Origin of the sequence: Mesorhizobium sp. WSM3868 (genome assembly GCF_002294785.1) — a bacterium.
GTDB lineage: Bacteria > Pseudomonadota > Alphaproteobacteria > Rhizobiales > Rhizobiaceae > Mesorhizobium.
The window spans coordinates 111,995-129,199 of record NZ_NSGB01000001.1; the positions used below are offsets into that span (position 1 = coordinate 111,995).

At 65.3% G+C, this 17,205-nt stretch carries 13 protein-coding genes and 1 pseudogene; 9 read left to right on the top strand and 5 right to left on the bottom strand.

What is annotated here, in order from left to right; genetic code table 11:
• Window positions 1-149 precede the first annotated feature (149 nt).
• From CK221_RS00530 to CK221_RS00545, 4 genes are all read left to right on the top strand, one after another.
• Window positions 150-1,115, top strand: a complete 966-nt coding sequence (locus CK221_RS00530; RefSeq protein WP_095776262.1) for a sugar-binding transcriptional regulator — start codon at window positions 150-152, stop codon at window positions 1,113-1,115.
• Between the two features lie 83 nt (window positions 1,116-1,198).
• The gene (locus CK221_RS00535; RefSeq protein ID WP_095776263.1) at window positions 1,199-3,253 is read left to right on the top strand and encodes a bifunctional aldolase/short-chain dehydrogenase; all 2,055 of its coding nucleotides are present in this window, start codon (window positions 1,199-1,201) and stop codon (window positions 3,251-3,253) included.
• Window positions 3,254-3,467: 214 nt separating this feature from the next.
• Window positions 3,468-4,082: a hypothetical protein gene (locus CK221_RS00540; protein ID WP_095776264.1), complete on the top strand. Its 615-nt coding sequence runs from the start codon at window positions 3,468-3,470 to the stop codon at window positions 4,080-4,082.
• Window positions 4,083-4,100: 18 nt separating this feature from the next.
• A complete protein-coding gene (locus CK221_RS00545; protein WP_095776265.1) occupies window positions 4,101-5,177 on the top strand; it encodes a D-alanine--D-alanine ligase family protein in 1,077 nt (358 codons plus the stop codon).
• A gap of 60 nt (window positions 5,178-5,237) precedes the next feature.
• On the opposite strand, the gene CK221_RS00550 is transcribed toward CK221_RS00545, so the two are convergent.
• From CK221_RS00550 to CK221_RS00560, 3 genes are all read right to left on the bottom strand, one after another.
• A complete protein-coding gene (locus tag CK221_RS00550) occupies window positions 5,238-6,290 on the bottom strand; it encodes a substrate-binding domain-containing protein (protein WP_095776266.1) in 1,053 nt (350 codons plus the stop codon).
• A gap of 40 nt (window positions 6,291-6,330) precedes the next feature.
• Complete coding sequence (locus CK221_RS00555) at window positions 6,331-7,326, bottom strand: ABC transporter permease (RefSeq protein WP_095776660.1); 996 nt, start codon at window positions 7,324-7,326, stop codon at window positions 6,331-6,333.
• A gap of 78 nt (window positions 7,327-7,404) precedes the next feature.
• Entirely contained in the window at window positions 7,405-8,916 is a 1,512-nt protein-coding gene (locus CK221_RS00560; protein WP_095776267.1) for a sugar ABC transporter ATP-binding protein, read from the bottom strand.
• 137 nt (window positions 8,917-9,053) lie between these two features.
• Between CK221_RS00560 and mtnK the strand changes: the two genes are divergently transcribed.
• The 5 genes and pseudogenes from mtnK (at window position 9,054) to CK221_RS00585 (ending at window position 13,697) form a co-directional block, all read left to right on the top strand.
• Window positions 9,054-10,322, top strand: coding sequence for an S-methyl-5-thioribose kinase (mtnK, locus tag CK221_RS00565; RefSeq protein ID WP_095776268.1), 1,269 nt, complete (start codon window positions 9,054-9,056; stop codon window positions 10,320-10,322).
• Window positions 10,319-11,413 carry an S-methyl-5-thioribose-1-phosphate isomerase gene (mtnA, locus tag CK221_RS00570; protein WP_095776269.1) on the top strand — a complete coding sequence of 365 codons (1,095 nt, stop codon included), beginning with the start codon at window positions 10,319-10,321 and terminating at the stop codon, window positions 11,411-11,413. The genes mtnK and mtnA overlap by 4 nt, the downstream gene beginning before the upstream one ends.
• Window positions 11,414-11,419: 6 nt before the next feature.
• Window positions 11,420-11,571, top strand: a pseudogene (locus CK221_RS30610) (6,7-dimethyl-8-ribityllumazine synthase); the annotation flags it as partial.
• 158 nt (window positions 11,572-11,729) lie between these two features.
• A complete protein-coding gene (gene fba, locus CK221_RS00580; RefSeq protein WP_066988983.1) occupies window positions 11,730-12,794 on the top strand; it encodes a class II fructose-bisphosphate aldolase in 1,065 nt (354 codons plus the stop codon).
• Window positions 12,795-12,971: 177 nt separating this feature from the next.
• Window positions 12,972-13,697, top strand: coding sequence for an MgtC/SapB family protein (locus tag CK221_RS00585; protein ID WP_095776270.1), 726 nt, complete (start codon window positions 12,972-12,974; stop codon window positions 13,695-13,697).
• A 23-nt stretch (window positions 13,698-13,720) separates the two neighbouring features.
• Here CK221_RS00585 and CK221_RS00590 read toward each other — a convergent pair whose 3' ends face one another.
• On the bottom strand, window positions 13,721-14,953 hold the full coding sequence (locus CK221_RS00590) for a VWA domain-containing protein (protein ID WP_095776271.1): 1,233 nt from the start codon (window positions 14,951-14,953) through the stop codon (window positions 13,721-13,723).
• Window positions 14,946-17,204 (bottom strand): DUF5682 family protein, encoded by a 2,259-nt coding sequence (locus CK221_RS00595; RefSeq protein WP_095776272.1) that lies wholly within the window; start codon window positions 17,202-17,204, stop codon window positions 14,946-14,948. The genes CK221_RS00590 and CK221_RS00595 overlap by 8 nt, the downstream gene beginning before the upstream one ends.
• Window position 17,205: the final 1 nt, after the last annotated feature.

The following is a 17,205-nucleotide window of genomic DNA, read 5'->3' on the forward strand; positions in this document are numbered from 1 at the left end:
GCCATCCCCTGAACGACCGGGAAATGCTATGACATGAGTGCTCGGTAGAATGGCAGTCCCGAACATGCCGGCGCCGGAGGACGAACAACCCAGCCGGCTGGATTTGACTTTTGTCGAGAGCCGTGACTAATGTCAGCCGAGGAGGCGGCATGGCGATCCGACCGGCAGAACAGCTCATCCACAAGGCCGCCTGGCTTTACTATGCGCATGGCCTTCGCCAGGACGAGGTGGCGAACCAGCTCAAGATTTCGCGCGCATCGGTCGCCATGTATCTTCGCAAGGCGCGCGAGACCGGCATCGTCAACATCTCGACCTCGACGCAGCTTTTCACCGACGATGTCGTGGCGCGCAGGCTGGAGGACGCCTTCAAGCTCGACGCCGTCTGGATCGCGCCGGAAAACGCCTATGTCACCGACCCGTCGACCGACATCGCCGTCCTGGCGGCGAGCGTCTTCCTGGAACTGGTGAGTAAGGGCGACCGCATCGGCGTCGCCTGGGGCCGCACGGTCTACACCATCGCCGACATCATGTCCTATGCCGATCTGCAGGACGTCACCGTGGTGCAGCTCTGCGGCAATCTCGGCGCGCCCTATTCCTACCGACCCGATCAGTGCACGATGGAGATCGCGCGGCGGCTGAACGCCAAGGGCCTGAATTTTTACTCGCCGCTGGTGCTGTCCACGGAAGAATTGGCAGAGGGCCTGCGCGCCGAGCCGGTGATCCGCGACCAGCTTGCCGGCATCAGCGATTGCGATCTCGCGCTCTATTCCGTCGGCGCCGTGGACGCCGACAGCCATCTGGTCAAATGCGGCGCGCTGACGCCGGCCGAAATGGCGGCGCTGCGCAAGGAAGGCGCGGCCGGCGTCATCGCCGGACAAATCATCGATGCAAGCGGCGAGGCGCTCGACTGCAGCTACAACCGGCGGGTCATTTCCGCCGAGCTCGCCTCGCTGCGCGCCATCGGGAAGCGGCTGATGGTGGTGCAGGAGGACAGCAAGTTCGAGCCGCTGCTGGCCGCAATCAGCGGCGGACTCTGCACGCATCTGGTGGTCGGCGCGCATATGGCGGGGCGCCTTCTCGATCACGCTGGCGCGGTCAACAAAAAGGCCTCGTAGGAACCACCCTCGCCGCTTCTGTCATCAAGACGTCGCGGTTTCCTGTTCATGAGCAGACAAAATACGGAATCGGACGGAACGACATGAAGAACCTTTGGAACGACGCCGACGCGGAAAAGATGGTTGCCGACTACGCGAGGAAGGGCTTCCGCCGCGACCTTGCGCTGCGCGTCTATACGACCCGCCTGCTCGGCGGCGAGCCGCGGCTGGTGCTGCATGGCGGCGGCAATACCTCCTGCAAGACCAAGGCCACCGATCTGGTCGGTGACGAATGGGACGTCCTCTGCGTCAAGGGCAGCGGCTGGGACATGGCCGTCATCGAGCCGCAAGGCTTGCCGGCGGTGAAGATGGGCGCGCTGCTCAAGGCGCGCGCCCTGGACACGCTCTCCGACGAGGACATGGTGGCGCTGCAGCGTTCCAATCTCATCGACCCCGCCTCGCCGAATCCATCGGTCGAGACACTCCTGCACGCCTTTCTGCCGCTTAAATTCGTCGACCATACGCATTCGACCGCGATCCTTGCCATCGTCGACCAGGAGAACAGCAAGGCGCTGGTGAAGACGGTGTTCGGCGACAAAATGGGCTACGTGCCCTACATCAAGCCGGGCTTCGAGCTCGCCAAGGTCGCGGCGGACGTTTTTGACGCCGACCCCAGCGTCGAAGGCCTGATCCTCGACAAGCACGGCATCTTCACCTTCGGCGACGATGCCAGGCAGGCCTATGACCGCATGATCCACTATGTGACCATCGCCGAGGACTATATCGCCAAGAACGGCAAGCCGCAGGCGACCAAGGCGGCGCTGCCGGCTAAGCTCGCCAAGGCGAGCGACATCGCGCCGACGCTGCGCGGCGCTGTCGCAGTGGCGCGCGGCGAAGGCCGCTTCGACCGCATGATCAGCGATTTCCGGACCTCGGATGCGATCGTCGATTTCATCAATTCGGCCAGGATCGCCGAGCTGGCCGGACGCGGCGTGTCGACGCCCGATCTTTCGATCCGCATCAAGACCGGGCCGATGGCGGTCCCGGCTCCCGACGCCGACAAGCTCGGCGACTACAAGGTCGCCGTCCGTAGCCATGTCGAGGCTTTCGCCAAGGACTACCGCGCCTATTTCGAGACCAACGACGCGCTGGATGACGTCAAGCGCACCATGCTCGACCCGATGCCGCGGCTGACGCTGGTGCCGGGTCTCGGCATGTTCGGCCACGGCCGCACGCTGAAGGACGCGAAAATCGCCTCCGATGTCGGCGAGATGTGGATCGAGGCGGTGCGCGGCGCGGAAGCCATCGGCAATTTCCAGCCGCTCTCCAAGGCCGACCTCTTCCCGCTCGAATACTGGTCGCTGGAGCAGGCCAAGCTCGCCTCGAGCAAGCCGAAGCCGCTGACCGGCCAGGTGGCGTTGATCACCGGCGGCGCCGGGGCGATCGGCGCCGCGACGGCGAAGCTGTTCGCCGCAAACGGTGCGCATGCGGTCATCGTCGATCTGGATCCGGCCAAGGCCGCGGAAGCGGCAAAGGCGGCGGGTAACAATTCGATCGGGGTCGGCGCCGACATCACCAGCCCGGCCGAGGTGCGCGCCGCCTTCGACAAGGCGGTCGCGGTCTACGGCGGCGTCGACATCCTGGTCTCGAATGCAGGCGCGGCCTGGGAAGGCCGGATCGGCGAAATCGACGACGCGCTGCTGCGCAAGAGCTTCGAGCTCAACTTCTTCGCCCACCAGTCGGCGGCGCAGAACGCGGTGCGCATCATGCTCGAACAGGGCACGGGCGGCGTGCTTCTGTTCAACACCTCCAAGCAGGCCATCAATCCCGGGCCGAAATTCGGCGCCTACGGCCTGCCCAAGGCGGCGACGCTGTTCCTGTCGCGCCAGTATGCCCTGGACTACGGCGCCTACGGCATCCGCTCGAACGCGGTCAACGCCGACCGCATCCGGTCCGGGCTTTTGACCGACGCCATGATTGCCAGCCGCTCGGGCGCGCGCGGTGTCTCGGAAAAGGAATACATGTCCGGCAATCTGCTCGGCCAGGAAGTGACGGCCGACGACGTGGCGCAGGCCTTCCTGCATCAGGCGCTGGCCGAACGCACCACCGCCGACGTGACGACGGTGGACGGCGGCAATATCGCCGCGGCGCTGCGCTGAAGAAACAGGAGATCTCTCTGAGCGGCCCGTCGCTTTCCCAGAACGACGGGCCGCTCTCTCCGTGTCGCGACCCAGGTCAGGACTGAAGCCCATTTCACGTCTGCTGGAAAACTGCTCCAACCGGTCAAAATCCGCGCAAATCTTTTGCTTATTGCTCGAACAGCTTTAAGGGGTGCCTTGCGCCTCGCTTGCGGGACACAAGGCTGGAGCCGCTATGCAATCCAGGGAAGTGCCTTATTTCAGCCAGTGGGAATCGCCCGGCATGACTTTGCCGCTGTTGGCGGAGGGACCATCGGCTCTGCACCGCGACCCGATGTGGCGCAATTCCGGCGCCGAGACGATTGAGGATTATGCACGCTGGGCCGTGAATGCCTGCGGCATGGCCTGCCTGAAGATGATCCTTGCCGCGCGCGGCGAAATTCATCCGACGCTTGAGCTCGCCCGCGCCTGTACGGCCTATGGCGGCTATGTCGTCAATGAAGGAGAGGGTACGATCAAGGGACTGATCTACGAGCCCTTCGTCCGGTTCGTGCGCGAACGTTTCGGCCTGTTCGCCGAGACGGTGACGAATGTCGATGCGGGCACGGTGCCCGGTCTTCTTTGCAAGTGGCGCTATTTCATCGCCTCGGTTCACCCAGGCATCCGCTGGCCCGAGCGCGAGCCGCCGTCGAAAGGCGGGCATCTGGTGCTGGTGACGGCCGCCTCGCCAGGCGAAATCCGCTTCCACAACCCTTCCGGACACGACAGGCAGAGCCAGGCGGACGTCACGCTGCCGCTCGCCAGTTTCGACCGCTTTTTCGCCCGGCGCGGCATCGCCGTCGGTTTCTGATCCTCGAGCATTGTGGAGATGTGGATGGCCGAAAAAAGACTGCGTATTGGTGTGCTCTTTGGCGGGCGGTCCGCCGAGCACGACGTGTCGGTGCTTTCGGCGAACAATGTCATGGGCGCGCTGGAGCCGGGGAAGTATGATGCCGTTCCGATCTTCGTCACCCGCGAAGGGCAATGGCTGCTCAGCCGATTCGAGGACGGCGCGCTGGCGACACCGTCGAACGGAGCGGAGGTCTGTCTGGTGCCCGGCGGGCATGGACGAATGCTGGCCGTTCCGGCCGAAGGGCCGCCTTACGAGTTGCCCGCGATCGACATTCTGTTTCCCGTCCTGCACGGTCTGCATGGCGAGGACGGCGCCGCGCAAGGACTGGCGGAGGTGGCGCGCGTGCCGCTTGCCGGCTGCGGCATTCTCGGTTCGGCCACGGCGCTCGACAAGGATATCGCCAAGCGGTTGCTGAAGGCGGCCGGCCTGCCCACGGCACGGTCCATCACCATCCTGCCCGCGGCCGCGCCTGGCTTCGCGGAGATCGAGCAGGCGCTCGGACTCCCGGTCTTCATCAAGCCGGCCCGCCAGGGCTCTTCCGTCGGCGTCAGCAAGGTCTCCGACGAAACGGACTATCAGGCGGCGCTCGCCGAAGGCTTCAGGCACGACGGCAAGCTGCTGGCGGAGGAATTCATCCGCGGCCGCGAGATCGAATGCAGCGTGCTTGAGGACACGGAAGGTGGCCTCTTCGTCTCCCGTCCCGGCGAGATCGTGCCGGCCGAAAGCCACGGCTTCTACAGCTATGACGCCAAATATATCGATAAGGATGGAGCAGCACTCAAGGTGCCCGCCGAATTGCCCGAGACGATCGAAGGCGAGATCCGCGAGACGGCGGCGAAGGCGTTCCGCGCGCTGGGCTGCGACGCGATGGCGCGCGTCGACTTCTTCGTGAGACCGGACATGACGTTCCTGATCAACGAGCTCAATACCATCCCGGGCTTCACCGACATCAGCATGTACGCCAAGGCAATGGCGGCAAGCGGCATCAGCTACCCGGAAGTCATCGACCGGCTGGTGGCGCATGGGCTGGCGCGTGCCGCCCGATCTACCTGAGCGACTCCGGCAATAAGAAGAGCGGCCCGGGAGCCGCTCTTCTGCCTTCAGGCGCGTGGCCTACTTCGCGTTGGGGCTCGGCATCCAGGCCGGCATGGCGACATCGGCATGGGCGAACTGCGGCAGCTTGGCCGACAGGTCTTCCATGTTCTTGATGTCCTTGTCGATAAGTTCCTTCTGGGTGATCAGCGTCGGCGGCACGATGACGTTGTGGCCGGGATCCTCGCCGGCGAGCAGCTGCGCCAGCGCGCGCACCGAGACCTGGCCGACGACTGCCGGGTTGGTGGCGGCGGTGGCGGCCCAGGCGCTGTCCGGCTCGCGCATCGCGGCGATGTCGGACGTCGAGATGTCGGCCGAGTAGATCTTGATGCCCTTGTTGAGGCCGGCCTCGTCGACGGCGATCTTCACGCCCTTGGCGAACTCGTCGTAAGGCGCGAACATCACCTTGATATCGGGATGCGCCTGCAGCACCGAGCGCGCCTGGTTGGCGACGGAATTGGCGATCGGATTGTCGAGCGTGCCGAACATGGCGACCTCGCTGATGCCGGAATGTTTCTTCTTCACGTCGACCCAGGTTTCGTTGCGGCGGTCGAGCGGGGCGATGCCGGCGACATAGACATAGCCGGCCTTCCAGGCGTCGCCATTGTCCTTGACCGCCTGTTCGAGCGCGAGGCGCGCGAGATCGCGGTCGGACTGCTCGATCTGCGGGATCTTCGGGTTCTCGACATTGACGTCGAAGGCGACGACCTTGATGCCGGCGTCGACGGCGCGCTGGGCGGCGTCCTTCATCGATTCCGTCAGGCCGTGCTGGATGATGATGCCCTGCACGCCGAGCGCGATCGCCTGGTCGACCATGTCGGCCTGGAGCGCTGCGTCCTGGCGGCTGTCCAGCACGCGTAGATCGACGCCGAGCGCCTTGGCCTGCGCCTCTACGCCGGAGAGATAGGCCTGGAAGAAGTCACCGGTGGAGAGATAGCGCACCAGCGCGATCTTGACGCCCGGCTTGTCGAATGGCGCCGGACGGTCCGCCGCCAATGCTGTGCCCTGCATGAGCAGCGCCGCGCCCGCGAGGCCGAGTGCGGCCTTCCCCAAAAGTCTTCTTGTGATGCTCACTTCGTCTTCCTCCGTTTTGTTCTCAATGCCCCGGTCGAAACTATCTCTTGCCCCTGCCGGAAAGGGCGAAGGTGAAGACAAGGGCGACGACGAGAACCGCGCCCTTGACGAAATCCTGCGTGTAGTAAGGGGCGTTCATCATCGTCAGGCCCTGCAGCAGGACGCCGACGAACACCGCGCCGACGGCCGTGCCGAAAGCGTTGGGCTTGGCGGCGCCGAGCACCGCGTAGCCGATAAGCGCCGCCGCTACTGCGTCGAGCAGCAGATTATTACCCGAGGCGATATCGCCGCGTCCAAGCCGGGCAGCGAGCAAAATCCCGCCGATCGAGGCAAAAACTCCCGAAATGACATAGGCCCAGATCTTGTATGCCTTGACAGGCGCGCCGGCCAGTTCGGCGGCGCGTTCGTTGCTGCCGACGGCATACATCATGCGGCCGAAGCGGGTGTATTCGAGGAAGAACCAGATGAGCGCGGCGAGCACGACCAGCACCACCACCGAGACCGGGATCAGGTTCGGAATGAAGAAGTCGATGCGGTGGCGGCCGAGCGCCAGGAAGGCTTCCGAGAACTTGCCGTTGGCGACCGAGCCGTCGGGCATCGTCATGCCGGTGGCGATCGAGCGGCCTTCGGTCGGAATGCGTTGCAGGCCGAGCAGCAGGAACATCATGCCGAGCGTCGCGAGCAGATCCGGCACGCGCATGTAGACGATGAGCCAGCCATTGATGAGGCCGACGACCGCGCCGATCACGAGGCAGGCGATGACGGCGACGACGGCGTTCTGCTCCAGCACAACCATGGCATAGGAAGCCGCCATCATGGCGCTGGTGGCGACCGAGCCGATCGACAGATCGAAGCCGCCGACGACAAGTGTCGCGGTGACGCCGAGTGCCAGCACGCCGGTGATCGCGACCGACTGGAAGATGAAGACGGCGCTTTGCGGCGAGGCGAAGCCGTCGGCGGCGATCGCGAAATAGGCGATCAGCCCGATCAGCAGGATGATGAAACCATAGCGGATGGCATAGTCGCGCAATGTTATCGAACGCCCCCGCGCTGCTGCCCTCTCCGCCAAACTGGAACTCATGCCTGCACTCCAAGTCTCGTCATCCATACGATCTCACGCCGCGCTGGTGAGCGGCCCGCCGGCCACCTCAGCCAGCAGCCGATCGAGATCGATGTCATCGTTCCTGTGCTCGCCGACGATCGCGTGCTCCGACATCACCAGGATGCGGTCGGCGGTCTCCAGGGCCTCGTCGATCTCGGTGACGAAGAGCAGTGTGGCGCGGCCGTCGGGGCTCGCCCTGAGCTTGGTTGCGATGTCGCGCCGAGCCGAGATATCGACGCCCTGGAACGGCTCGTCGAGGATGAACAGGCGCGAGGCCTGCGACATCCAGCGCGCCACCATCACCTTCTGCTGGTTGCCGCCCGAAAGCGCGGAAAGCTCGTCCTTCTCGGAGCGGCAGACGATGCCGAGCTCGCCGATCTGGCGGCGTGCGGCAGCCCGCTCTGCCCGCTTCTTCATGACGCCGAAGCCGGACATGCGCTTGAGAAACGGCAGGCTGATGTTGCGTTCGATGTTGAAGCCGCCGACGATGCCGCTCATCGCGCGGTCCTTGGCCACAAGGAAGACGCCGGCAGCGATCGCGTCGCGCGCGGATCCCGGTGCGTAGGGCTTGCCGTCCATATGCATGGTGCCGGCGAGCGGCCTGCGCACGCCGAACAAAGTTTCGGCGAGCGCCGTCTTGCCGACGCCGACCAGGCCGGTGATCGCCACCACCTCCCCAGCGCCGAGCGTCATCGAGATCGGTCTGGCGCCGGGCGCCAGCTGCAGGCCTTGAGCGGTGAAGACCGCGCGCGCCGAGCTTCTGGCAATGACGCGGTCGAGCAGGATCTTGCGGCCGAGCATGGCATTGACCGCGCCCTCATAGTCGAGCGGCTTCCGGTCGAACACGCCGGAGACGACGCCGTCACGCATCGAGACGATGCGGTCTGCCAAGCGCCTGATGTCGGACATGCGATGCGAGATATAGAGGATCGCGACACCCTGCCCGCGCAGCCTGTCGATCAGCGCAAACAGCCGGTCGGCCTCGGCGCTCGACAGCGAGGAGGTCGGCTCGTCGAGGATCAGCACTTTCGGCTGGTGCGCCATGGCGCGGGCAATCGCGACCATCTGACGATCGGCGAGTGAGAGGTCCGCGACGCGTGCCTTAAGATCGAGCGTAAGCCCCATGCGGTCGGCGACGGCCCTGGCTTCGACGCGGACATTGGCGGGCTTGAACAGCAGCGATGCGCCCTTGCCGCTCAGCCGGTCGAGCGTCAGGTTGGTGGCGACGTCGAGATCTGCGACAACGCCGTCATTGATGTTCTGATGAACGGTGACGACACCGGCGCGGATCGCTTCTGCCGGCGAGCCGGGATCGAAGGCCTGGCCGGCGAGCCGCATCGTGCCGCCGCCGCGCGCGTAGACGCCGCTGACGATCTTGACCAGGGTGGATTTGCCGGCGCCGTTGGCGCCCATCAGCACGGTGACCTCGCCCGCATAGAGATCCAGCGCGATGCCGCCAAGCACCTCGTTCTGGCCGAAGGATTTCCTCAGGCCGTCCACACGGAACACGGCATCTGCGCCCATTCGTTCCTCCCTGATCCATGACGCTATGGACTCACTCGGCAATTGTCAACACGATTGACAATTGCCAGAGCGCTCCCTAGCTTGGCCCGGCCGCCGTGGCGCCGTTATCGTGGGACACCACGCGCAGGAGGGAGAGGATGACCGGGAAGTTCGAAGCATTGTCGGTGGAGACGCTGCCGAAGCGCCTCGGCGAGACCACAGCGCTTACCGAGCGCATTGGCAAGGACGCCGGCCACTGGAAAGTACGCGAGGTCGGCGACGGCAATCTGAACCTCGTTTTCATCGTCGAGGGCGACCAGGGCGCGGCGGTGGTCAAGCAGGCGCTGCCCTATGTGCGCCTGGTCGGCGACAGCTGGCCGCTGCCTTTGAAGCGCTCTTTCTTCGAGTATCACGCGCTGACGAGGCAACAGCGCCGAGCGCAAGGCTCGGTGCCCGCGATCTATTATTTCGACGAGGACCAGGCGCTAATTGTCATGGAGTATCTGGCGCCGCCCTACATCATCCTGCGTCGCGCGCTGATCGACGGCCGCGAGCTGCCGAACATTGCGCGCGACATCGGCCTGTTCATGGCCCGCACGCTGTTCCGCGGCTCGGACCTCTCAATGCCGACAAAAGAGCGCAAGGCCGATCTCGCGCTGTTCGCCGACAATGTCGAGCTCTGCGACATCACCGAGAACCTGGTGTTCTCCGATCCCTATTTCGACGCCGAGATGAACCGGCACACCAGCCCGCAGCTCGACCGCCTGGTGGCCGAATTGCGCGCCGACCGCGACCTCAAGGTCGAGGCGCAGCGGCTGAAGCACCTCTTCGCCGCCAATGCCGAAACACTGCTGCATGGCGACCTGCATTCCGGTTCGATCATGGTGACCGATACCGAGACCCGGATGATCGATCCGGAATTCGCCTTCTACGGCCCGATCGCCTTCGACGTCGGCATGCTGCTCGCCAATTTCTGGATGGCCTTCTTCTCGCAGCGGGGCCATGAGCAGAAAGGTAGCCGGGATTCGATGCGCGCCTACCTGCTTAAGGTCACGGCCGAGAGCTGGGCGGTGTTCCGCGCCGAGTTTTCGCATTTGTGGCGAACCGAGCGCACCGGCATCCTCTACCAGAAGAGCCTGTTCGAGGATCAGGGCGACCTGCTCGGTTCCGAACAGGCGCTCGACCACATGCTTTCCGGCATCTGGACCGACCTGCTCGGCTTCGCCGGCATCGAGGTGCACCGGCGTATCCTCGGTCTCGCCCACAATGCCGATTTCGAGACCATTGCCGACGCAGACCTTCGCGCCAAATGTGAAGCAAAGGCGCTGCGCTTCGGCCGCCACATCGCCGTGAACCGGCGTGAGATCCACAGCATCGACGAGGTCAACGCATTGGCCGCGCTGGTCGAACAGGAGAAGAGCCTTTGAAAGTCGGCGAACGCCACTATCGTACAATTTGGCTCAGCGACGACAAACGCTCGGTCGAGATCATCGACCAGCGCTGGCTGCCGCATGAGTTTCGCGTCGAGACGATCGGAACCGTTCCCAGCATCGCTACCGCGGTCCGCGACATGTGGGTGCGCGGCGCGCCGCTGATCGGCGTCACCGCCGCCTACGGCGTCGCCATCCAGATGACCGACGATCCCTCGGACGAAGCGCTCGACGCGGCGTGGGAGACGCTGCACAAAACGCGACCGACGGCGATCAACCTGCGCTGGGCGCTGGACGAGATGCGGCGTTTTCTCAAGCCGCTGGCGCCGGGAGAGCGCGCCGAGGCCGCCTACCGGCGCGCCGCCGAGATCGCAGACGAGGATGTCGGGCTCAATCGCGCCATCGGCGAGAACGGGCTTGCCATCATCAAGGAGATCGCGGCGAAAAAGAAGCCTGGCGAGGCGGTCAACATTCTCACCCATTGCAATGCCGGTTGGCTGGCGACGGTCGACTACGGCACCGCCACGGCGCCAATCTATCTGGCGACGGAAGCCGGCATTCCGGTCCACGTCTATGTCGACGAGACCAGGCCGCGCAACCAGGGCGCCCAGCTGACCGCCTGGGAAATGGCCGGCCACGGCGTGCCGCACACGCTGATCGTCGATAACGCCGGCGGGCATCTGATGCAGCATGGCGACATCGACATGGTGATCGTCGGCACCGACCGCACGACGGCCAATGGCGACGTCTGCAACAAGATCGGCACCTATCTCAAGGCTTTAGCCGCCGCCGACAACGACGTCCCTTTCTATGTCGCGCTCCCCTCGCCCACCATCGACTGGACGGTCGCCGACGGGCTTGCGGAAATCCCGATCGAGGAGCGCGCGAGTGACGAGGTTTCGCTGGTGTGGGGTAGGACGGCCGACGGCAAGGTCGCGCAGGTGCGCGTCTCGCCCGACGCGACGCCGGCGGCAAATCCCGCCTTCGACGTGACGCCGGCTCGGCTGGTGACAGGGCTGATCACCGAGCGCGGCGTGGCGAAGGCTTCACGCGAGGGGCTGAAGGCGATGTTTCCCGAGCGCAGTTAATCTTCCCCGGTGCTCTCTGCCGTGCTCACGCCGCACAACTACCATGAAAGCGCCGAGCACCGCCGCTTCTTCCACGAGCATTTTTTTTGGTGAAGGGCAAGGAAGCGGCGAAGGCCTGCGTTGAAATCCTTGCCGCGCGCGAGCGGATCGCCGCTTAGGCTCGACTCGGGCCGGATTTCAGCCCTGCAACAAGAATTGCGGCCGAAAAGGCTTCAAAAGGTTGCGGTAGGTTAGAAATCCGGCCAGAAGCAACGGGGCCGCCCGCCCGGGCGGCCTTTTCAAACACGGGCTCGAACCAGATACGGGAGACTATTCGTTGGCTCGCATCACACTGAGACAATTGCTCGACCATGCCGCCGAACAAGGCTATGGCGTGCCTGCCTTCAACATGAACAACATGGAACAGGGCCTCGCCATCATGGAGGCGGCCGAGGAGACCAAGTCGCCGGTCATCCTCCAGGCGAGCCGCGGGGCGCGCGCCTACGCCAATGATGTGGTGCTGGCCAAGCTGATCGACGCGCTGGTCGAGATCCACCCCGACATTCCGGTCTGCATGCATCTCGACCACGGCAACAACGAAGCGACCTGCGTCACCGCGATCCAGTACGGCTTCACCTCGGTCATGATGGACGGTTCGCTGAAGGAAGACGGCAAGTCGCCGGCCGACTACGCCTATAATTCAGGCATCACGCGCCGCGTCGTCGATATGGCGCATTGGGGCGGTGTCTCGGTGGAAGGCGAGATCGGCGTGCTCGGCTCGCTGGAGAGCGGCGGCGGCGAGCAGGAGGATGGCCACGGCGTCGAAGGCGCCATCAGCCACGATCAGTTGCTTACAGACCCGGTGCAGGCCGAGCAGTTCGTGCGCGACACCCATGTCGATGCGCTGGCGGTGGCCATGGGCACCAGCCACGGCGCCTACAAATTCTCGCGCAAGCCGGATGGCGCAGTGCTGGCGATGAACGTGATCGAGGAGATCCATCGCCGCCTGCCCAACATGCATCTGGTCATGCACGGCTCGTCATCGGTGCCGGAGGAGCTGCAGGAGATCATCAACAAATATGGCGGCCAGATGAAGCCGACCTGGGGTGTGCCGGTGGAAGAGATCCAGCGCGGCATCAAGCACGGCGTGCGCAAGATCAACATCGACACCGACAACCGCATGGCGCTGACCGGCGCGATCCGCAAGGTGCTGACCGAGAACCCGTCCGAGTTCGATCCGCGCAAATATCTGACGCCGGCCATGGCGGCGATGAAGAAGCTCTGCAAGGAACGTTTCGAGCAGTTCGGCACAGCCGGCAACGCGCCGAAGATCAAGCCGATCCCGTTGTCGGAAATGGCCAAGCGTTACAAGTCCGGCAGCCTCGACCCGAAGTTCGGCTGAGCCACCTCCTCCCGCGACCGCGTTCCAGCTGGTCGCGGGAGCACGCCCGCCCTCCCACAGCACCAATTCCGCGGAACCTCACGTCATCGGCATTGGCCAAGGAACCATCCATAGCCGAGCTTAGTTGAACTGTCCTGACGCAATGGAGGGTGCGCCGACCGGCGTCGCCGACGGGAAATGCTCGAGCCGCTCTGCTGCGACATGCCGCTTCATCCAACCTGGCCGGATCTCGTTGCGCGGCTGTTGCTGACGCTGGTCGCGGGCTTCCTCATCGGCTTGAATCGCGAGGCGCGCGGCCATTCCGCCGGCCTGCGGACGACCATCCTGGTCGGCCTCGCGGCGTGCGTGGCCATGGTCCAGGCCAACATGCTGCTCGACGTTGCCGGCAAGGGACCGGACTCATTCGTGCGCATGGATGTGCTGCGCTTTGCGCTCGGCGTGCTCACCGGCGTCGGCTTCATCGGCGGCGGCGCCATCCTCAGGCGCGGCGATCTCGTCACCGGAGTGACCACCGCCGCCACCATGTGGATCATGACGATGATCGGGCTGGCCTTCGGCGGCGGCCAGTTCGGCCTCGGCGCGATTGCTACAGCATTGACCCTGGTGACGCTGCAGGCCCTGAAGTGGGTCGATCTCAAGATCCCGCGCGACCACAAGGCGATCCTTGCGGTCTCATGGCCGAAGACAGCCCCGCCCGACCTCCAGGAGATCGTACGGCCGCTCGGATATGATGCCCGCTTCGTTGGCATGGAGCACGATGCCGACCGCGACCGCTTCGTGTTTTCCTTCCAAGTCAAATGGCGGCAGCCAGATGCAGTCGAGCCGTCAACTGAGGTGCTGGCGCTGGTCGGCCAACACTGTGAGATCGAGCGGTTTGAATTGATCAGCGAGAAAGCGCCCTGATCAGCGTCGGAAGGGTGGCGAAGCTATTCGGCTGCGCTTGGCGTTTCCGAATCCGGGCGAATAAGCTTGATGTCCGCTCCCGCCGCCCAAGCGCCGATGTCCTCCCGGCGCAGCGCCGCCGCCATCATGTCGGGAAAATGGTCCGGCGTGCAGGCGAAGACCGGGACGCCCAATGCCGCGACCGAGCCGGCCATGGAAGAGTCGTAGCCGGGACGGCCCTGGTCGGTGAGCGCCAGGAGCACAACGACATTGACGCCCGACCGCACCAGCGCAGCCAGCCGACGAAGCAGTTCCTGACCGTTGCCGCCTTCGTAGAGGTCGGTGATGAGGACGAAATGGGCCTTGGTCGGCCGCTCGATGCGCTCGGCGCAATAAGCGACCGCCTGGTTGATGTCGGTTCCGCCGCCAAGCTGGACGCCGAACAGCACCTCGACCGGATCGCTGAGCTCTTCGGTCAGATCGACGATCGCGGTGTCAAAGCAGACCAGCTTGGTGCGCACGACCGGCAAGGAGGCCATCACGGCCGCGAAGATCGAGGCGTAGATGACCGAACTTGCCATCGAGCCGGACTGATCGACGCAGAGCGTCACTTCGTCGAGGTCGACCAGCCGACGCTGGCGGCGCATGAAGCCGACGAGCTTTTCCGGCACCACGGTCTTGTGGTCTGGCTGGTAGTGGCGAAGGTTCGCCGCGATCGTGCGCGGCCAGTCGATGTCGCGCTGCCGCGGCCGGTTGGTGCGCCTGGAACGGTCGAGCGCGCCGCGGATCGCCTCGGCGGTCTTCTGCTCGAGACGCTGCATCAGCTTGGCGACGATGTCGGAAATGATCGAGCGTGCAATGTCCCTGGTCTTTTCCGGCATCGCCGAGCGCAACGAGACCAGATCGGCAACGAGATTGACGTCGGCCTCGATCGCCTTGAGGAATTCCGGCTCCATCAGCATTTGCTTCAGCTTCAGCCGCTCGAAGGCGTCCTTCTGCACGACCTGGACCACCTGCTCCGGGAAGAAAGAGCGGATATCGCCCATCCATTGCGCGACGCGCGGCGCCGAGCGGCCGAGGCCGCCGCGCCGCTTGCGCGGATCGCCGGCGTCGCCGCTGCCGTCGCCGTAGAGCGCATCGAGGGCTGCCGAAAGCCGCCGGTCCTCCTCCGACAGCGCCGAGGAAGACTCATCGTCGGCGCCGATCGCCAGGCGCCAACGGCGCTCCCGCGTCCCTTCGATCGGATGAAGATCGGGTCCGACCGTTTCATCATCCATGGTTGGGCTCCCCCGTAAGCAGCTTGCCGAGGAGACCAAAATGCCGGCGCCAGGCGTCGCCGCCATCGGGTGCCGGCGTCAGTCCGGCGGGCAGGCTCGCCCTGCGGCCGAGCACGGCCTCGATCAGGCGGCGGCGCTCCATGCTGTCGAGATTGGAAAATACGCGGCGCAGCAAAGGCAGATGCGCAACGAAGGCGTCCTCGTCGAGCGATGCCAGCCAGGAATCGACAGCGCCGCGCAGCCCCTCGTCATAGATCAGCCTCTGGCCGGCGCCGCTGAAGAAGCCTTCGAAAAAGGCGGCGGCATCGATGACCGGCGTTCCGGGCGACAGCCGCTTTGCCAAAAGGCCGGCCGTGGCCTCGGCCGAGAGGTGCCCGGCCTCGTAGAGCAGATGTGCGGCGCAGCCAGCAACGAGCGCCGTCGAGCGCGATGAATCGAGCACGGCCGCAAGGCCGTTCCGCCAGGCATCCAGGACATGCCCGTCCGGCTCGACCAGCCTGATCGCCTCGTCGGCCTTCCGCAGCGCCGCCATCAGCGCTGCGGCGGCCTGCGCGTCGAGATCGCGCGCGGCGTAAGGCAGCGCGATCGCGCCTTCGATGACCAACCGCTCCAAGAGGCCGGCAAGGCGCTGCGTCTCGGTTTTGCGCGCTTCGCCATAGCGGATGATGTCGGCAAGCGGGGGCACCGACGGAAGGAGCTCCAGGCATTCGCTGCTATGCGCCGCCTTCTCCTCGAGCGCGGCGAGGCCGGCCGCGGACGCCTCGCTCAAGGCGGCGGTGATCGCGCTTTGCACCAGCGTGGCCAGAGCATCGAGCGTCGAAGCGGCGCCGATCATCTGGACAAGCCGGCCGTTGGCGGCCTTCTCGATGGTCGGTCCGTAAATCAGGTTTTCGACCAGGCGCACGGCGTATTCCGGCTGCCAGGCCAGCAGCCAGCGCTCGCGGAACGTGCCGCGGCTGCGGCCGACATCCGTCAGCCTGCCCCAGTTCACGCCGAGCACGTTCAGCCGGTGCAGAAGCGTCGACCGAAAGAGACCGCTCTCGCTGCGCAGGTCGATGGAGAGCTCGCGCTCCAGTGCTTCAGGCTTGAGCCGCGCGGCCTTCTGGTTGCGCTGCAAATCATCGATCAGCGGCGCGAGCGGCGTGTCGGATGGAATCTCGCCGACATCGGCGCCGAGCAGCAGCTCGGCCTCGACCATCTTCCACAGCAGGGCCTCGCCGTTGAAGAGCGCCGCGATCGAGGCCTCGCGCAGTTCCTCGAAACCCGGTTTCGGGCGCTCGCGTATGGCGGCAAGCGCCCGCGCCAGACGCTCCGCCTCGATCAGCGAGGCGGTCGAAATCATATGGCCCTTGGCCCTGAGAACCGAAGCGATCCGCGCGAGCCACAGCACCGAAGCGTCGTCCTGCCCGCGCGTCTGCCACAGGTGCTTGCTCCAGCCCGGCGCGACGACACCGGCGCCATAGCCATAGCCCAGCGCCAGCCGCGGTCCGGTCCATGGCGCGAAGGTCATCGTGGTCTTCCGCCGGCCGATGCCCTTGAGCAGTGCCTGGTCGATCTTTTGCGGATGCGGAGCTTGCAGGGCGGGCACATGCCACGCGCCGCAGACGACGGCCAGCGGCCCGTCGATTTCTTTGCGCGCAGCGCCGATCTCCAGCCGCATATGCGCCTCGCGCATGGCCTCGAATTTGCCAATGGACGTCTCGCCGTCGCGCAGCGTCGTCATCGCGTCGGCGATGGCCGCGAAGATCGGCCCGGGTGCGGGATTCTGCTCGATGATATCGGACCACCAGCTTTCGCCGTCCTCATAGCCGGCGGCGCGCGCCAAGGTGCCAATCGGATCAAGGATCCGCGAGCTTGCTTCGCTCTGCTGTTCGGTGGCCTCCGGTTCGTCCGCATCGGCGTCGGTCGAACCCTCGGGCCCTTGCTCGGCAAGCCGCGCGGCGGAGGGCAGGTCGATGAAACGCAGCGCCGCCTTGTTGACGACGGCCCAAAGCGCCGCCTGATATTCGGGAGAGAATTCGGCGAAGGGCCAGAAGCGCGTCGCGGCGGGATCGTCCTCGGGGTAGCAAAGCAGCGCCACCGGCGGCTTCATGTCCGGGCTGGCAACCAGGGGCAGCAAGGGCGAGGCATCCACCGGCCCCTCGATCAGCACGGCGGCCGGCTGCAATTCCTGCAACGCTCTAACCAGGCTCGCGGCGGAGCCCGGCCCATGATGGCGAATGCCGAAATAGCTGATGCCGCCTTGCGTCATG